The 17,073-nt window shown below is 64.8% G+C and carries 12 protein-coding genes; 7 read left to right on the top strand and 5 right to left on the bottom strand.

The features are described 5' to 3' along the window. Positions 1–7: 7 nt before the first annotated feature. Positions 8–1,318 carry an MFS transporter gene (locus tag OX460_RS00965; protein WP_289897322.1) on the bottom strand — a complete coding sequence of 437 codons (1,311 nt, stop codon included), beginning with the start codon at positions 1,316–1,318 and terminating at the stop codon, positions 8–10. A gap of 324 nt (positions 1,319–1,642) precedes the next feature. Here OX460_RS00965 and OX460_RS00960 point away from each other — a divergent pair, with 324 nt between their 5' ends. Next, on the top strand, positions 1,643–3,331 hold the full coding sequence (locus OX460_RS00960; RefSeq protein ID WP_289897321.1) for a CehA/McbA family metallohydrolase: 1,689 nt from the start codon (positions 1,643–1,645) through the stop codon (positions 3,329–3,331). On the opposite strand, the gene OX460_RS00955 is transcribed toward OX460_RS00960, so the two are convergent. Beyond that, on the bottom strand, positions 3,315–4,247 hold the full coding sequence (locus OX460_RS00955; protein WP_289897320.1) for a LysR family transcriptional regulator: 933 nt from the start codon (positions 4,245–4,247) through the stop codon (positions 3,315–3,317). The two genes, OX460_RS00960 and OX460_RS00955, sit on opposite strands and share 17 nt — an antisense overlap. Before the next feature lie 128 nt (positions 4,248–4,375). Between OX460_RS00955 and OX460_RS00950 the strand changes: the two genes are divergently transcribed. The 4 genes from OX460_RS00950 (at position 4,376) to OX460_RS00935 (ending at position 8,521) form a co-directional block, all read left to right on the top strand. After that, the gene (locus OX460_RS00950; RefSeq protein ID WP_289898398.1) at positions 4,376–4,804 is read left to right on the top strand and encodes a RidA family protein; all 429 of its coding nucleotides are present in this window, start codon (positions 4,376–4,378) and stop codon (positions 4,802–4,804) included. 130 nt (positions 4,805–4,934) lie between these two features. Next, positions 4,935–5,564 (top strand): DUF4304 domain-containing protein, encoded by a 630-nt coding sequence (locus tag OX460_RS00945; protein WP_289897319.1) that lies wholly within the window; start codon positions 4,935–4,937, stop codon positions 5,562–5,564. A gap of 12 nt (positions 5,565–5,576) precedes the next feature. After that, the gene (locus OX460_RS00940; RefSeq protein ID WP_289897318.1) at positions 5,577–6,236 is read left to right on the top strand and encodes a hypothetical protein; all 660 of its coding nucleotides are present in this window, start codon (positions 5,577–5,579) and stop codon (positions 6,234–6,236) included. Between the two features lie 179 nt (positions 6,237–6,415). After that, entirely contained in the window at positions 6,416–8,521 is a 2,106-nt protein-coding gene (locus OX460_RS00935) for a prolyl oligopeptidase family serine peptidase (RefSeq protein ID WP_289897317.1), read from the top strand. Positions 8,522–8,604: 83 nt separating this feature from the next. Here the strand turns inward: OX460_RS00935 and OX460_RS00930 are convergent, their stop codons facing one another. Next, positions 8,605–9,228 carry a glutathione S-transferase family protein gene (locus tag OX460_RS00930; RefSeq protein ID WP_099667313.1) on the bottom strand — a complete coding sequence of 208 codons (624 nt, stop codon included), beginning with the start codon at positions 9,226–9,228 and terminating at the stop codon, positions 8,605–8,607. Between the two features lie 252 nt (positions 9,229–9,480). Between OX460_RS00930 and OX460_RS00925 the strand changes: the two genes are divergently transcribed. Both OX460_RS00925 and OX460_RS00920 read left to right on the top strand, forming a co-directional pair. Beyond that, positions 9,481–12,174: a M1 family metallopeptidase gene (locus OX460_RS00925; protein ID WP_289897316.1), complete on the top strand. Its 2,694-nt coding sequence runs from the start codon at positions 9,481–9,483 to the stop codon at positions 12,172–12,174. Next, positions 12,146–12,538 (top strand): hypothetical protein, encoded by a 393-nt coding sequence (locus tag OX460_RS00920; protein ID WP_289897315.1) that lies wholly within the window; start codon positions 12,146–12,148, stop codon positions 12,536–12,538. The genes OX460_RS00925 and OX460_RS00920 overlap by 29 nt, the downstream gene beginning before the upstream one ends. A gap of 116 nt (positions 12,539–12,654) precedes the next feature. Here the strand turns inward: OX460_RS00920 and OX460_RS00915 are convergent, their stop codons facing one another. Both OX460_RS00915 and OX460_RS00910 read right to left on the bottom strand, forming a co-directional pair. Then, entirely contained in the window at positions 12,655–13,749 is a 1,095-nt protein-coding gene (locus tag OX460_RS00915; protein ID WP_289897314.1) for an OmpA family protein, read from the bottom strand. Positions 13,750–13,757: 8 nt separating this feature from the next. Next, positions 13,758–17,063 carry a hypothetical protein gene (locus OX460_RS00910; RefSeq protein ID WP_289897313.1) on the bottom strand — a complete coding sequence of 1,102 codons (3,306 nt, stop codon included), beginning with the start codon at positions 17,061–17,063 and terminating at the stop codon, positions 13,758–13,760. Positions 17,064–17,073: the final 10 nt, after the last annotated feature.

The following is a 17,073-nucleotide window of genomic DNA, read 5'->3' as shown; positions in this document are numbered from 1 at the left end:
TGTCTCCTCAGGCCGCGGCCATGTTCGGTTCGGCCGCTTCGCGGGTAAAGCGCACGGCGATGGCGCACAGGGCCGAGATCACCACCAGCGCGCTGAGGATAATCAAGGTCTGGCGGATATCGCCCGTGCCCTTCATCAGGAAGCCGGCCGCCACGGCGCCCACGTTGCCGCCCGCGCCGATGATGCCGGCCACGCCGCCCAGCGCGCGGCTGTCGATGAAGGGCACCAGCGCATAGGTCGCGCCGCAGGCCATGTGGGTGAACAGGCCGAAGACCAGCATGGCGATGACGGCGTACGTGACGCTGTCGACCTTGGCAAACCACAGCAAGCCCACGCCTTCGCCGATCATCAACATGAACAGCAGGGTCACGCGGCTGTTCAGGTTGCCGCGCAGGGCCAATTTATCCGACATCCAGCCGCCCAAAGCCCGGGAAAACAGGGCCAGCAAGCCGAAGCTGCCGGCGGCCAGTCCCGCCGATTTCAAGGACAGGCCGAAATGGTCGACGTAGTACACGGCGGCGATGTTGTGGATGAAAATCTCGATGCCGAAGCAGGCGCCGTAGGTGACGAACAGCAGCCACACGCGATAATTGCTGCTGGCGGCCTTGAAGCTGGCCCAGCCACCGGCCGGAGCATGTCCGGCCTTTCCCCCCTCGATAGCCACGCCGGCGGCGCGCAAGTCCGCGTAATTGCCTTCCGGGCAATCCTGCGTAAAGCGCCAGTAGAGGGCAGCCATCACCAGCATCAGCACGCCCGGCACCAGCAGCGCGATGCGCCAGCCCAGCGATTCGGACACGCCCAGCATCAGCACGGCGCCCAGCAACAGCGGCATCAGCGCCTGCGCCGCGCCGCCGCCCGCATTGCCCCAGCCGGCGGCAGCCGCATTCGCCGTGCCGACCACGCGGGGCGCAAACATCACGGAGGTGTGATATTGCGTAATGACAAAGCTGGCGCCGACGGCGCCGATGCCCAGGCGGAAGAACAGGAAGCTTTCATAGCTTTGCGACGCGGCCACGCCCAGCACGGGTATGGCGCCCAGCAGCAGCAAACCCGTGTAGGTCTTGCGTGGGCCGTAGCGGTCGCACAAGGGCCCCACGATCAGGCGCACGAGGATGGTGATGGCGACGGCCGCGATATTGATATTTGCCACTTGCGCCAAGGAAAGACCGAACTCGCCCTTGATGACAGGCATCAGGGGTGCGCAGGCGAACCAGGCGAAGAAACACACGAAAAATGCCATCCACGTCAGGTGGAATGCGCGCATGGGCGGCGTGGCGAGGGAGAAGAGCGCGATGCGCGTTGCTTTTTGGCTGGCCATGATGGTTCCCGAAGTATCCCGTTGATAAAACAAAACGGCGCCCGCCCCCGCCGATCAAAAAAATCAGCCTGGGCGGACGCCGTTGTCCATGTGGTCCGTCGTTGGACCGTTGTGCGTTTATTCAGGGGATCGCCGTTGATCCGTATCTCTTGTGTAGCAAGCGCCGTGCCAGCTTTTGCAGGGGTACGCGACGCCATTTGCACTGGCTTTGTGCCAGATCATGGCCAATCACGGTGCAAGCACGCCACTTGCTGGTGCATGCGGGAACCGGCACGTGGCAACTCTTGTCTAACTTACCATCTGAAGCAGTTGCGGGAGGCCACGATGCTCAAGACACTGCGCCGCTGGCGGCCCCCATGGCTCGCCTGCGTGTGTGCCGGCGTGTTGCTCATAACGTGGAGCAACAGTGTCGCCGCGCAAGAGCCGAAGGAGCACAGCGAACTCGACGCCACTGTCGTCGCGCCCTTCCGCGCCGCGCCCGGGGCACGGACAACGCAGGCGCGCACCTTTCTGATCCGCCTCGCCTATCCCGACGCGGGGCGCGCGCATGCGGTGCGCTGGACCTTGACCTTGTCCGGCCCCGGCCCGCAAGGCGCCCTGCTGCGGCGCTGGTCGGGCACGGAACAGGTGGGGGCCGGCGGCCAGAGCGTCGCCTTACCCTGGGATGGCCGCGCCGACGCCGATGCGCGCGCACGGCGCGTGCCGGTCCCGGACGGTTTATATGAACTGCGCCTGCTGGCCGTGGCCGATGCCGGCACGCCGCAGGAAGCGCAGGTGGAACAGCAATGGCACATCCAGGTGCAGCGGGGGGGCGGCGCGCCGCCCAGGGTGCCCGCCTTCCAGGCCGGCTTGCAGCAACTGCCCAGCCTGGATGGCCAGCTTGCGTACCGCATCGTCTACGCCAACCTGCACAGCCAGACGCGCCACAGCGACGGCGGCGCGGCGCTCGATGCCTGCCATGGCGCGCAGGAACCGCAAACGGCGCCCTTCGGTCCCATCGATGCCTACAAATATGCGCAGCAACATGGGCTCGACGCCCTGCTGACATCCGAGCACAACCATATGTATGACGGTTCCGATGGCACCAACGCCGCTGCCATCCCGGCCGAAGCGACAGCCTTGTACCAGACAGGACTGGCCGAAGCGGCCGCGTATACGGCCGCCCATCCCGGCTTCCTGGCCCTGTACGGCATGGAGTGGGGCGTCATCAACAAGGGCGGCCACCTGAACATCTTCAATAGCGACCAGCTGCTGGGCTGGGAAAGGAATGCCCTGGGCGAGCTGCTGGCCGACGTGGAAACGCCGAAAAGCGATTACGCTGGCCTGTACGCGCTGATGCGCGAACGGGGCTGGATCGGGCAATTCAACCACCCCGCCTATGCGGGCCAGTTTCTCGTCGATGGCCAGCCGCTGGGCTACACGCCGGATGGCGACGCGGCCATGGTATTGTGCGAAGTCATGAACACGTCCGCTTTTTCCACCAACGACGAGGAAACGGAGACGCGGCGCAGCAATTACGAGGCGGCCTGCAACCGGGCCCTGGCGGCCGGCTACCACGTGGCCTTCAGCAGCAACCAGGACAACCACTGCGCCAACTGGGGTGCGGCTTACGGCAACCGCACGGCCGTACTGGTGGCCAGCCCGGCCGCCGGCACGCCCGTGTCACGCGACGGCTTCCTCGAAGCGCTGCGCGCGCGCCGCGTGTTTGCCACCATGGACAAGCACGCGCAACTGCTGTTCACGGCCAACGGCAAGCTGATGGGTGAGCGCTTCGACAACCACGGCCCCTTGCACCTGGCCATCAGCTTCAGCAACAGCGCGGGGCGGCAAGCGGCCGCCGTTGCCATCTTCCACGGCGTGCCGGGAAGCAATGGCTCCGTCACACAGGTATCGGACCAGGCCGAACTCACCCTCACGCCCGCGCCCGGCCCCCATTTCTATTACGCGCGGCTGACGCAGGACGACGGCAATATCGTCTGGTCGGCGCCCGTGTGGGTCAATCAGTTGCCGTGACGGTGACAGCGGGGGCGGCATGCCGGGCCATCAGTTCGGCGACCCAGTCGATGAAGACGCGCAGTTTCTTGCTGACATGGCGGTTCGGCGGATAGGCGAGATAGAGCGGCATGGCGTCGACCGTCCATGCGGGGAACAGCGGCAGCAGCTCGCCCCTGGCCACGTGCGGCCGCGCCATATAATCGGGCAGCCACAGCACGCCCAGCCCCGCCACCCCGGCCGCCAGGTAGGCGTTGCCATCGTCGATCGACAGCACGTACTGGCCGTGGATCTTCACACTCTTGCCCTCGCGGTGCATCACGTACGGAAAGCCGTTGCCGCTGCGTCCCCAGCGAAAGCGCACGATGCGGTGCGCGCTGTCCTGCAAGTCCAGCGGATGCAAGGGCGTGCCCACCCGTTGCAGGTAGGCAGGCGCCGCATACACGCCCAGCGGCAAGTCGGCGAGCTTGCGCGCCATCAGCGACTGATCGGTGATGTCACCGCCACGTATCACGCAATCGACATTGTCGCCGATCACGTCGACCATGCGGTCGCTGGCGCCCATGTCGAGCACAATATCGGGATACCGCGCATGAAACCCGGGCAGCGCCGGCACCAGCAGCAAAGCGGCGAGCGGACTGGGCACGTCCACGCGCAACTGGCCCCGCGGCAAGGCAGCGGCATGCGGCAAGCTCGTTTCGATTTCTTCCAGGGTGTCGAGCACCTGCACGATGCGCTCGTAGTAGGCGGCGCCATCGGCCGTCACATTGACCTTGCGCGTGGTTCGGTTCAGCAGCTTCAGGCGCAGCCGTGCCTCGAGCTGCTGCACCAGCTGCGTCACCGTCGTGCGGCTCATATGCAAGGTCGCGGCCGCCCGCGTAAAACTGCCCGTCTCGACCACCCGCACGAATGCCCGCATCGTATCCAACTTATCCATCCACACCTCCGCCACCCGATTGTTTGGATTATACAAACAGTGCAGGCGATTCTGGCCGCTTTATCAGCAGGCTGGCAGCAGATAAAGTGTTCTCCAGGCAGCGACTTCGCTGCATCGACAAAGGAAAGCTGATGAAACGCGACGTCGTATTCCCTCCGGGCCGCCAAGCCCTGTATGAGCAGAACCGCTATTCGCCCGCCATGCGCGCCAACGGCCTGCTGTTCGTGTCGGGACAGGTCGGCAGCCGCGAAGACGGTTCGCCCGAACCCGGGCTCGAAGCCCAGGTCCGGCGCGCCTTCGACAACCTGAATGCCATCTTGCAAGCGGCCGGCTGCTCGTTCGACGACGTGCAGGACGTGACCATCTTTATCGTCGACCCGCAGGCCAACTTCCAGCGCATCTGGGATATCGTGCAAGCCGGTTACTGGGGCGAAGCCCCCCACCCCACCGTCACGGCCGTTGGCGTGACGTGGCTGTATGGTTTCCAGTTCGAGATCAAGGTAGTGGCCAGGCTGCCTGGCCACCACACTGCCCCCGGAAGCGCGCAGGAAAAATAGCGGCAGGTTTTCCCCTCGCACGATTGCCCGCCGCAAGGTGCGCTGGCGCTGATCTATGGCAACATGGCAGCGCCGTTTGGACAGCATGTTGACAGCAAGGCGGCGCAACCGACGAATGCCAGGAAACGGAATGAAGCCAAAAGCGCTGATCATCGCCAATATTGAAGCGTTCTTGCTGGAACCGCTGACCGCAGCGGGCTTCAAGTTCTCGCCAGGCCAGCTGACCTTCAAGCGCGCGCGGAACGAATTCGTCCAGACCATCCATTTCCAGGCCAACCGCCATAACGAAGAGCATGTCTGCGTGGCATTCTGGAGCCACTATCAGGTGTCATCCAGATCCTACACCTCGTGGCACAAGGCGCGCTACGGTCATGAACCTGCCAATCACATCGTTGGCGCCGTGGCGGACTGGAATATTCCGAACTGGCAATGCGCGAGCGTGGACGGCGAAGCGCATCACCAGCTCGTCGATCCGGCCCGGAGTGCGACAGTCATGCACTGCCTGCGGCACAATCTGCACACATTGGCCCTGCCCTGGCTTGAGCGCCTGTCCAATTGGGAAAATGCCGCTCTGAGCCTGGTCGAAGCGCAAGACGCGCATGCCAGGGCCTGCGATTTTTATCTGATGGCGGGCCAGCAGGAAAAAGCCCTGTGGGCACTGAACGAGGGCCTTGCCTATTGGAAGAAAAATCCCGGCGCCTCTTTTCCCGAAGAAAAAGAAGCAATCGCTTTACGGATGGAGAAATACTTCAATGCCTAAACACGCTACGCCATGACCGAGATTACTTGTCCCTACGACGGCGACTGCGGGCGCCGCTTCGACAGCAGCGCCATGGATGCCCCGGATGCTGCGTTTTTAAACACGGCCATCGGCAAGAAAATGACGTTCATGTTCCTGCACTGCCCCGCATGTGCAAGGATGTTCCAGTTCAATCCGGTCGCCTGGATAGCCCAGGCTTGCGAGACGGCTGCGCCCAGGGCCGCCAAAGTCGCGAAGAAAAACGGCAAGCAGCTGGAAAAATTGCTGGCCAGGGAAAAAGTGACCGTGCCCCGGACCTATCTCGCGCACCTTCGCAGCGCAACGTCACTACCCGGCGTGGCGATTTTCAAGGACGAAGAGCCCTTCACGCTGTACAGCCTGGACGCGCTGTGCCAGGACGTCGATGTGGATGGAACCAGCTACCTGGCAGTCAGGCAGCTGGCCGGCTTTGCGCAGGCCCTGGCGCAAGCGGCGGGAACGGGGTCGAAGCAGGCAGCACCGTTCAGCCTTGCCGAGCTGGCGGCTTGCCTGGCCATCGGCGAGGAAAACACGCGCATCCTGTTCATCGACAGCCGCGACAACGATGCACTGTGGATCTATCACTGCGACGGCGGCGATGTCGAACCGACGCGGCTCACCTTGACCTCGCTGATCGGGCCTGGCGTATGCTGAAAGGCGCGACACGCCGCAGATTCTGCGGCCGGCGTCCATTCCAGCAAACAATATTGGAAAAGCATGCTATTTTTTAAGTAGTCGCCCATAGACACTGGTTCCTCACAGCAATCCATGGCACCATGGCTGCGCCGTTTTGCCTGCAACGCGGCCTCCATCGGACCAACCAGGAACCCTACATGTCGTCATATCGCATTCTCGCCAGCAGCATGCTGCTCGGCCTGGCCGCAGCGGGCATCGCCCATGCACAAGCCCCCGCGCCCGCCGCCGCCAACACCGATCCCCACCTGTGGCTCGAAGAAGTCCTCGGCGACAAGCCGCTGGCCTGGGTCAAGCAGCACAATGCCGTCACCACCAAGGAACTGGAAGCCCAGCCCGGCTTTTCGGCCCTGCAGGCGCGCCTGAAAACCATCCTCAATTCCAAGGAACGCATTCCCTACGTCAGCAAGGAAGGCGAGTATTACTACAACTTCTGGCGCGACGCCCAGCACGTGCGCGGCATCTGGCGCCGCACCACGCTGGCGCAGTACCAGCAGGCCGAACCCGCATGGGAAACCGTGATCGACCTCGACCAGCTGGCCGCCGGCGAGAGTGAAAACTGGGTCTGGGGCGGCGCTTCCTGCCTGTATCCGAAGGGCGAACGCTGCCTCATTTCCCTGTCGCGCGGCGGCGGCGACGCCAAGGTGGTACGCGAATACGACGTGGCCAGGCGCGCCTTCGTCGAGGGCGGCTTCACCCTGCCCGAAGCGAAGGGCAGCGCCAGCTGGATCGACCAGGACACCCTGTTCGTCTCCACGGATTTCGGCCCCGGCTCGATGACCAGCTCCGGCTACCCGCGCATCATCAAGCAGTGGCAGCGCGGCACGCCGCTGGCGCAGGCGCAAACGCTGTATGAAGCCAAAGCCGACGACCTGAGCGCGGGTGCCTACAAGGATTTCACGCCCGGCCACGAACACCAGTTCATCGAGCGGCAAATCGATTTCTACAGCAGCGAAATGTTCCTGCGCGACGGCGCCGAGCTGAAGAAAGTGCCGAAACCGGACGACGCGACGGCCTTCACCGTGCGCGACCAGCTGGTCATCACCCTGCGCTCGGACTGGAAAGTCAACGGCAAGACCTATGCGCAAGGCTCATTGCTGGCGACCGACTTCAAGTCCTTCATGCAGGGCAAGCAGGTGCTGGAAGTGCTGTACGCGCCCACGGCCACGTCGTCGCTGGACAATGTCACGGCGACGAAATCGGCCATCCTCGTCACTACCCTGGACAAGGTCAAGAACCGCCTGACGGAACTGCGCCACGTGAACGGCAAGTGGCAGCGCCGCGCCGTCGATGCGCCGAAGCTGGGCACCCTGGCCGTCAGCGCGCTCGATCCCGTCGACTCGGACCAGTACTTCCTGACGGTGACCGACTTCCTCAACCCGACCACCCTGTACCTGGCCACGGCGCAAAGCGACAAGCGCACGAAGATCAAGTCGCTGCCCGCCTACTACGACGCGGCGCCGTACAAGGTGGAGCAGTTCGAATCGACGTCGAAGGATGGCACGAAGGTGCCGTATTTCGCCATCATGGGCAAGAAGACGAAATTCGACGGCAGCAACCCCACCGTGCTGTATGGCTACGGCGGCTTCGAAGTGTCGCTGAAACCGAGCTACAGCGGCACCACGGGCGTCGCGTGGCTGGAAAAAGGCGGCGTGTATGTGCTGGCCAATATCCGCGGCGGCGGCGAATTCGGCCCCCGCTGGCACCAGGCGGCGCTGAAGGAAAACCGCCAGCGCGCGTATGACGATTTCATCTCGGTGGCGCAGGATTTGATCCAGCGTAAGGTCACCAGTCCGCGCCACCTGGGCATTATGGGCGGCAGCAATGGCGGCCTGCTGACGGGCGCCGTGCTGGTGCAGCGTCCCGACCTGTTCAACGCCGTCGTCAGCCAGGTGCCGCTGCTCGACATGCGCCGCTATAACAAGATGCTGGCGGGCGCCTCGTGGATGGGAGAGTATGGCGACCCGGACGTGCAGGAACAATGGGCGTACATCAGCAAGTACTCGCCGTACCAGAACGTCTTCAAGGACAAGAAATATCCGCGCGTGCTGTTTACCACCTCGACGCGCGACGACCGGGTCCACCCCGGCCATGCGCGCAAGATGGTGGCCAAGATGGAAGAGCAAGGCCACGACGTGCTGTACTGGGAAAACACGGAAGGCGGCCATGCGGGCGCCGCCAATAACGACCAGCAGGCGCTGATGTGGGCGCTGACCTACACCTTCCTGCTGGAGCAGCTGAAGTAAGAAAGTCGACAAACCCGGCCTGACGGCCCCCGCAAGACAGAACGCCTGCACCGGATTCCGGCGCAGGCGTTTTTTTCATGGGCCTACTTCGCCTGCGCGCTGGGGCGTTCGGCGATGCGGTCGCGGTAGGCCTGCAGGTGTTGCAAACCTTCCGCGCCGGGGCGGTATTTCATCAGGCCGCGCGCAAACTCCAGCGCGCAGAAAGCCGTGATGTCGGCAATGGTGAAGCGCTCGCCGGCGATGTACGGCTGCTGCGCCAGCACCTGGTCCAGCCATTGCGCCGTCTCGCGCAGCTTGCCCGCCTGCGCCGTGGCGAAATCGGGAAACTGCGGGTTTTCCAGCGCCACCAGGGCCGGATGGCCGTGGCGCACCCAGTTGGCGGCGGCGCTGAACAAATGCAGTTCCACGCGACGGTCGGCCATTTCGATGAACGCGCGCTCCTCGAAACCTTCGCCCATCAGGTTCGGCTGCGGCTGCAAGCCTTCCAGGTAAGTACAGATGGCGCGCGTCTCGGTCAACACGCGTCCGTCCGCCAATTCCAGCACGGGCACGCGGCCCAGCGGGTTTTTCGCCAGGAAGGCGGGATCGCGGTGCTGGCCCGCCATCAGGTCGAGCGCCACTTCCTCGATGCCGGTGATGCCTTTTTCGGCGATGAACATGGTGACGCGGCGTGGATTCGGCGTGCGGGGGCTGATATACAGTTTCATGTGCAAGTCTCGTCTCGTTAGGGTGGTTGACAATCAGGTGCGGCACCGGCCTGTGGCAAGGCGGTCAGGCGCCCATCATACCAGCGCACCGTGATGGTGCGGCAGTCCCGGCGCGTTGACTTTGCCCCCGTTTCCACTTAGATTGCTGTACGGGAACGCTGGCTTCCAGTTCCAGCGATGTCCCCCAACCGCCATCAACGCTCGCAGCCTACCCGGCCGGCGGGCGTTTTACCCATGAACGAAGGGCATACCATGCATCGCACACCGACTCCGCGTTTCCGCCGCAGCCAACTGGCCGCCGCCGTCCTGGCCCTGGCCGCCGTCACGGCCTTTAGCCCTGGCCACGCCGCACCCGCCGCCAAGTACGCCTCGGCCAGCCACTCCCCTGGCACCACCACGCAGCTGCCGCGCGGCGTCACGCCCTTGCACTACATCCTGTCGATCACGCCGGACGCCGCCGCCTCCACCTTCAAGGGCGCAGCCGCCATCAAGGTGGCCGTCGACACGCCGACGGCCAGCATCACTTTCAATGCCCTGAACCTGGCGTTTGCCGCCGCCGCCATCGAAGGCGCGGGCGGCAGCAAGCAGGTGACGCGCAAGATCGATATCGACGCGGACAAGCAGACGGCCACCGTGCATTTCGCCGAGCCTCTGGCCAAGGGCGAGTACCTGTTGCGCATCGACTACACCGGCAAGATCGGCACGCAGGCCACGGGACTGTTCTCGCTCGACTACGACACGCCGCAAGGACGCCAGCGCGCGCTGTACACGCAGTTCGAGAATTCGGACGCGCGCAGCATGCTGCCGTCGTGGGATGAACCGGACTACAAGGCCACCTTCGCGCTGGACGTGGTCGTCCCGAGCAGCCAGATGGCCGTCGGTAACATGCCGATCGCCAGCAGCGAAGAACTGGGCAATGGCATGAAGCACGTGTATTTCGCCACCACGCCGCGCATGTCGACGTATTTGCTGTTCTTCGGCCTGGGCGACTTCGAGCGGGCGACAAAGATGGCCGACGGCACGGAATTGGGCGTCATCACGAAGAAGGGCGCGCTGGCGCAAAGCCGCTTCGCGCTCGACGAATCGGCCGCCCTGCTGCGCGAATACAACGATTATTTCGGCGTGCGCTACCCGCTGCCCAAGCTCGACAACATCGCCGCGCCGGGCCGCAGCCAGTTCTTCGGCGCCATGGAAAACTGGGGCGCCGTGTTCACCTTCGAATACGGCCTGCTGCTCGACGCTGCCATCTCGACCCAGTCGGACAAGGAAAACATCTACACCACCCTGTCGCATGAAATGGCGCACCAGTGGTTCGGCGACCTGGTCACCATGCGCTGGTGGGACGACCTGTGGCTCAACGAAGGCTTTGCCTCGTGGATGGAAAGCCGCACTACGGAGCGTTTGCACCCGGAATGGAACACGGCCCTGTCCAAGGTGGGCGGGCGCGAATCGGCCATGAGCCAGGATGCGCTGCGCACCACGCATCCGGTGGTGCAGCGCATCGCCACCGTGGAACAGGCCAGCCAGGCCTTCGACGGCATCACCTATCAAAAGGGCAAGGCCGTGATCAGCATGCTCGAAGCGTACGTGGGCGCCGACACGTGGCGCACGGCCGTGCGCAGCTACATGCGCAAGCATGCGTATGGCAATACGGTATCCGACGACCTGTGGCGCGAAGTCGACGCGGCCGCGGGCAAGCCTGTCAGCGCCATCGCCCATGATTTCACCCTGCAGCCGGGCGTGCCCATGATCACCGTGGGCGACGCCGTGTGCAGGAAGGGCAATACGCGCGTGACCCTGACGCAGACGGAATTTTCCAAGGACCAGCCGGACAAGAAACCGCTGTCGTGGAAAGTGCCCGTCATCGCGTCGACGGTCGGCAACGGCAAGCTGGCCCGCGTGCTGGTCAAGAATGGCAAGGCCACCCTGAACGTGCCCGGTTGCGGCGCCCTGCTGGTGAACGCGGGCCAGAGCGGCTACTACCGCACCCTGTATGCGCCGGCCGGCACGCACGCGCTGGCGGGCAGCTTCGCGCGCCTGGCGCCGATCGACCAGCTGGGCTTGCTGGCGGACAGCCAGTCGCTGGGCATGGCGGGCTTGCAAGACCCGGCCGCTTTCCTGGAACTGGTGAAGGCCACGCCCCTGTCGGCCGACCCGCAAGTGCTGGGCCGCGTGGCCGGCGCGCTGAACGGCCTGTATGAACAGTATGCAGGCGACACGGCGCGCCAGCAGGCTTTCGCCCGCTTTGCCATGGCGCGCCTGGCGCCGATGATGGCGCAGACGGGCTGGGAAGCGCGCGCGGGCGAAGCGTCGAGCGTGGCGACCCTGCGCGGCCGCCTGATTGCCATCCTCGGCGACATGGGCGAGCCCGGCGTGATCGCGGAAGCGCGCCGCCGCTACGCGGCCAGCGAACAGGATCCGTCCGCCATGCCCGCACCGCTGCGCCGCACCATCCTGGGCGTCGTGGCCCAGCATGCGGACGCCGCCACCTGGGAACAGCTGCACGCCAGGGCGCAGCAGGAAAAGACGCCGCTGGTCAAGAACCAGCTGTACGACTTGCTGGCCTCGACCGACGACGCGGCCCTGGCGCAGCGCGCGCTGGCGCTGGCGCTGACGGATGAACCTGGCGTGACCAACAGCCCGGCCATGATTTCGCGCGTGTCGCGCAGGCATCCGGAACTGGCGTTCGACTTCGCGCTGGCCCACCTGGAGCAGGTCAATGCGCGCATCGACGCCAGTTCGCGCAGCCGCTACTTCCCCCGCCTGGCCGCCGGCTCGGCGCAGCCGGAAATGATCGCCAAGCTGGAAGCGTATGCGCAGGCCAACCTGCCGGCCAGCGCGCGCGGCGACGCCGACAGTTCCGTGGCTGGCATCAAGTACCGCATCAAGGTGCGTACCGAGCGCCTGCCGGCTGTCGATGCATGGCTGGCCAAGCAAACGGGTTAAGCGCCCGCGCCCGGCGCCGCAGTATGGCGGCGCCGGGCATTTTCCGGCCCTGCACGAAAATCCGGGCAAAAAAAACCGGCTTCGCAAGTCGCGGCAGCCGGTTGAAACGCTGTTTCAGAGCGCAGGGATAAAACGGAAAACACATGAAAAAGTGGAAATCGTGCCGGTCATTGAGGTGTCCGGCAACCTTGCGCCCGGGGTTTCCGTGCGCCATGTATCCACTATGCCAGCCCTTCACTTAGTCAGGCTTAGGACTTCATTAAAGCCCCTTCATTTTCCCGCTTTCACCCTGCATGCCTTGCCATCGCAGCAATTTTACGCTGCGCCGGCCTGTCTGGTGCCGATGGTTGAGCTCACCGGCTAAGCTGTTGAGTCATGCCTGCATCCTATCGCTCCCGGAACGTAGTGATTTGCGCACCGCATGCTGTGTGCCAACAAAAGCATCATAACAGCGGCATATGACCGCCTTATGACGTAGCGCTAAGGTGCGCCGCCCTCCCTTGCGGAACTCTTGATACCCGTCAACTCGATCTCCACGCGGCGGTTCGGCTGCAGACAGGCGATCAGGGCCGCGCCCGGCGCCACCTTCTCGCAAGCCGCAACGGGTTCCGCCTTGCCCTTGCCATACGCGCTGATGACATTGGCGATGCCCTGTTCACGCAGCAACTGTTTCACCGTCAGGGCGCGCCGCTCGGACAAGGCCTGGTTATAGCTGTCCGAGCCCAGGCGGTCAGTATGCCCCGTCACGGACAGCGTATCGATCTGCACATAGCCCTGCTTCAGGCGCGCCGCCAGGTCGCGGATTTTCTCGATGCCCTGCGGCAGCACGTCGGCCGCGCCCGCCTTGTCGAAGCGGAACAGGGCGTCCATGTCCAGGGTGATGCGTTCATGCCCGATGCGCGGCGGCAAGATGTCCGGCGGCGTTACCCGCTTCGGCTGGTCGGCAGGACAGGATGCCGCGGCGGACTGGGCGGCCGCCTGCGCATCCTCGGCCAGTTGCACGTACGGGTTCGCGTGGCGCCAGCCCTGCTGCTTGTATTCATTGCCCGCATGCGCCAGCTCCACTTCGCCGCACGCCACCTTTTGCGCCGCGCAGGCAAAGCCCGGCGAGGCGCGCAACTTGCCGAAGCCGGCCCACAGGTCGTCGCGCAAGCGCGTGGCGTCGTTCACCAGCGGCGTCGCATCGCCGGGATTGGGCGTGCTGCCGTCTTCCAGCGCGGCAACAATCTTCGCCGATTCCTGCAGCGCCTGCAGGGGAAAGGCCGAGCGGTCGTTGCGCGTGTATTCGTGGAATGATACGTCGAGCCAGCATTGCGCCTTGGACAGGTAATAGTCGCCCACGCGCACGCCGCCGTCGTTGAGCTTCTTGATGCGCTCCTGCAGCAGCCGGTACGCCTGCTGGTCGGCAGAAACGGCCTGGTCGCTGATGCGCAGCTGGGGCATGGCCAGCGGCGCCGCCGGCAGGGTCGGCGTGGCCGCCTGGGCCAGGCCCATGGCCAACAGGCCGGCCAGCGGCAGCAGTTTCATCGTCGTGGTCATCATCGGTGTCATCGTCGGTATCAGTGAGGGAGTCATGGTAGCTTTCATGGCCGGGCCAGGGTACGGTTGATGGTGGCGTCTTTGCCTTTGAACAAGTTTTCATCGAACTTGAAGCGCAGGCGCAAATAGGGGCCGCGGGCCGTGTAGTCGGCGCCCGTCAGGTCGCGGTCGGAAAAGCCCGACCAGTTGTGGCCGGCCGACAGCCACAGGTTTTGCGCCAGCAGATAGCCCACTTCGACGCCGTTGGCCCACTGGCGGCTGCCCCCTTGCGGGCTGCCCATCACGGCCGCCAGCACGCCGATGTCCCAGTTCTTGCTGATGTCGTACACGGTGCGCCCGGAAAACAGCCACGCCGTGTATTTCTCTTGCCCGGCGGGCAGGTTCCTGTCGTTATTGTGCTTGGCGGCAACCCTGCCCGTGAACCACCACGGACGGCTGGGGTGGTAATCGAGGTGCGTGGAAACGATATGCGCGCGGTAATTGTCGCCATCGATCTGCGACTGGTCGCGCACCGTCTTGTACTCATAGCGGGCCAGGCCGTTGAAACGGTTGTCGTCGACGGGACGCCACGCAAAGCCCAGTTGCGCCCGGTCCTGCAGCACATTGCCCACGGGCGCGCCGCTGGCGTCGTCGTTGTTGCGCGTGTACAGCAGGTAGTTGCGTGCAAGCAAAGTCCAGTCGCGGCTCAGCTTGCGCGCCCAGGCGATGGTATTGAGCCATTGATCCTGGCGCTGGTTGCCCGGCGCGATGTCGCTGTCGAACAGGCGCCGGTACTCGAGCTTGACGGAACCGCGCCACAGGGGATTGACGGCATAGTCGAAGCCTGCCGCCACAGCCACGGCTTGCTGTTGCTGGCCGTTCATGACTTTCAGGTATTCCACATTCGTGTTCGCCGCCAGCCCTTCGCCCAGGTTCCACGTGTTGCGCAAGCCGGACGCCAGCTGCAAGTCGCGCTGGTTGCTGAGGCTGTAATCCATGGCGTCGCGCATGCGGTACTCGCCGAACACGGTGCCGCCCGGCATGTAGCCCGTATCGGCGCCGGCGACAAAGCTGGTGCTGCGGTCGGCCGGATTGAGCGAATACGCGGACGCCAGCCCCGTCTGGTTTTCATAGCGCGCATACAGCCGGCTGCGTTCGGCCAGCTGGTATTGCGCGCCCAGGCCGTAGCGGTGCTGGTCCGCGTCGGCGATGCTTTTTTCCACGTCGCCATTCAGGGTCCAGCGGTCCGTGGCCTTGTATTGCGCGCCCAGGCGCACGGTGGTGGCGTCCAGCGGCACCGTCGCGCCCGCGCCCACGCCGGGATTGATCGGCGCAAACGTGGTGATGCTGCCGCCCGTGACGGGGTCGATGGCCGTGTTCGCCGTGCCGTTGCCGAAGAAGCCGCCCGTGGGATTCAAGCCCGTGCCCAGCGGCGACGTGTTCGGCGCGATGCCGGCCGTCGACGGCATGCCGCCGCTCTCCTTCATGTGCTGCACGGACACGTCGAGCAGCCAGCGCTCGCTGGCATTCCACGCCACGCCCAGGCGCTGCGCATCGCGGCGCGCATCCGTGCTGCGCTCGTCGCTGCGGATGGCCTCGCCATACACGGTGACGGCGGGACTGAGCTTGTAGCCCGCTTTCAGCCCCGCCTCGCCCCGCCCGCCCGTGATGCCGGCCGCCGTGTTATTGAAATCCTGGTCGGAACGGCTCCAGAAGGCTTTCGCTTCCAGCTTCTCATCCTTGTACTGCAACTCGACCCGCGCCGCGTTGCCGCTGACTTCATCGCGCAACTCGCCCGCCTGGCCCGACGGCGTCGTGTAGATGCTGCCGCCCGCGCTGTAGCTGGTGGACGTGGTGCGCGCCACCTCGACCACCAGCAGGCTGTGCTCGCCGAGGCTTACACCCGCATTGACACTATGCAATTTGTACGGCGACAAGGGATTCCTGTCTTCCACGGCCGAGCCGCCGAGCGAGACCATCTTGCCCAGCTGCACTTGCCCATCCACGCCCACGGTCCAGAATTTCTCGCCGCCCTGATCCACCTCATAGCTGATGCGTATCGATTGCGGGTCGCCATTCGGCGTCAGCGCGGAAATCGCCTGCTTGAACAGGATGCGCCCGCTGAACGGCTCGAAGCTGTAATCCTCGAAGCGGCGCAACTGCGTCGCCTGCACGATATTGCCGTTCTGGTTCTTGTCGCGCACGACGATCTCGATCTTTTCCGAGTTTTCGATGGCGTTGTTGTTGCGCACGGCGAACGGCCCCGACGTGCCGTTCGCCCGGTATTCCTCGACCACCTGCTTCAGGCTATCGTTGATGGCAAACGCATTCGCGACGATGCCATCCTGTTCGTAATGGCCGCGCCCGCCCGTGGCCGTGCGGTTGTACTGGCCCAGTTTTCTCTGCTGCAAGTTCGCCACGGCGCCGCCGCCCGTCATCTGGCTGAAGCCGTCTCCCGTGGCAAAGTCGCCGTACAGCACATAGCTTTTTTGCCGGTCGATGCGCACATATAAACGGTCGCTGGAGCGGGCGTCGAAATTGCGCACGGAACTGTCACCGTACACGGGATAAAACTCTTCCGGATTGACATCGCGCAAGAGGCGCGCGCGCGTGTCCTTGTCCGAATCGTAGGCGGCCGTCAGCAAGGCGTCGCCACGGATGGTTCCTTTCAAAAACATCGCCGCCCGGCCCGCCACGTTGGCCTTGCCATTGTTGAACGCCCGGCTCCAGCGCTGGATGTCGCGCTCGAAACCGTCATTGAAGCGCGACGGCGCAATGTCGCTGCTCGACAGGCTGCGCTTGCTGATGATGCCGTCGATCAAGCCCACGGCCAGCATGTCGCGCAATTCCGGCAAGAAACTGATCGTGCCCTGTGCCGCCACGGCCCCGGCCGAGACGCGCAGCAACACGTCCTGCGGCGTGGCGGGAGCCAGCAGGCTGAACGTCGCCACGCCGTTTTCCACCGCCAGCTGCGTGCCGGGCGTGACCTTGTCGGCGTCGCGCCGTTCCGGACCCAGTTCATCGGTGCGGGCGCCGGGCAGCAGGATGCGCCCGCCGCTGGCCTCGATGGTCAGCAAGGCCTTGCCCGTCAGGGGTTGGCCCTGCTCGTCAAACAGGCTCACCGTCACCTTGACGGGACTCTGGCCATCGGCCGGCACGCCGTTCCCGTCCGTCTCGACGGCGATGCGCGCCACGCCCCGGTTGATGGCGTAATCGGTGGCGCCCACCTTGCCGGCAAGGAAGGATGGCGCCGCCACAGCGGAGCCTGCCGCATGGTCCGGCAAGGGCAATTGCGCCAGGCTGGCCGCCGGCAAGGCCAGCAGGGCCAGCGCGGCGGCCATGCGCCGGGGCGCGGGCAGAGTTCTCTTCATGGCTTGTTTC

The organism is Janthinobacterium sp. SUN033 (genome assembly GCF_030397595.1).
GTDB classification, from domain to species: Bacteria; Pseudomonadota; Gammaproteobacteria; order Burkholderiales; family Burkholderiaceae_D; genus Janthinobacterium; species Janthinobacterium kumbetense.
The sequence above is the reverse complement of the archived record's forward strand: the minus strand, read 5'-3'. Positions and strand labels throughout refer to the sequence as shown.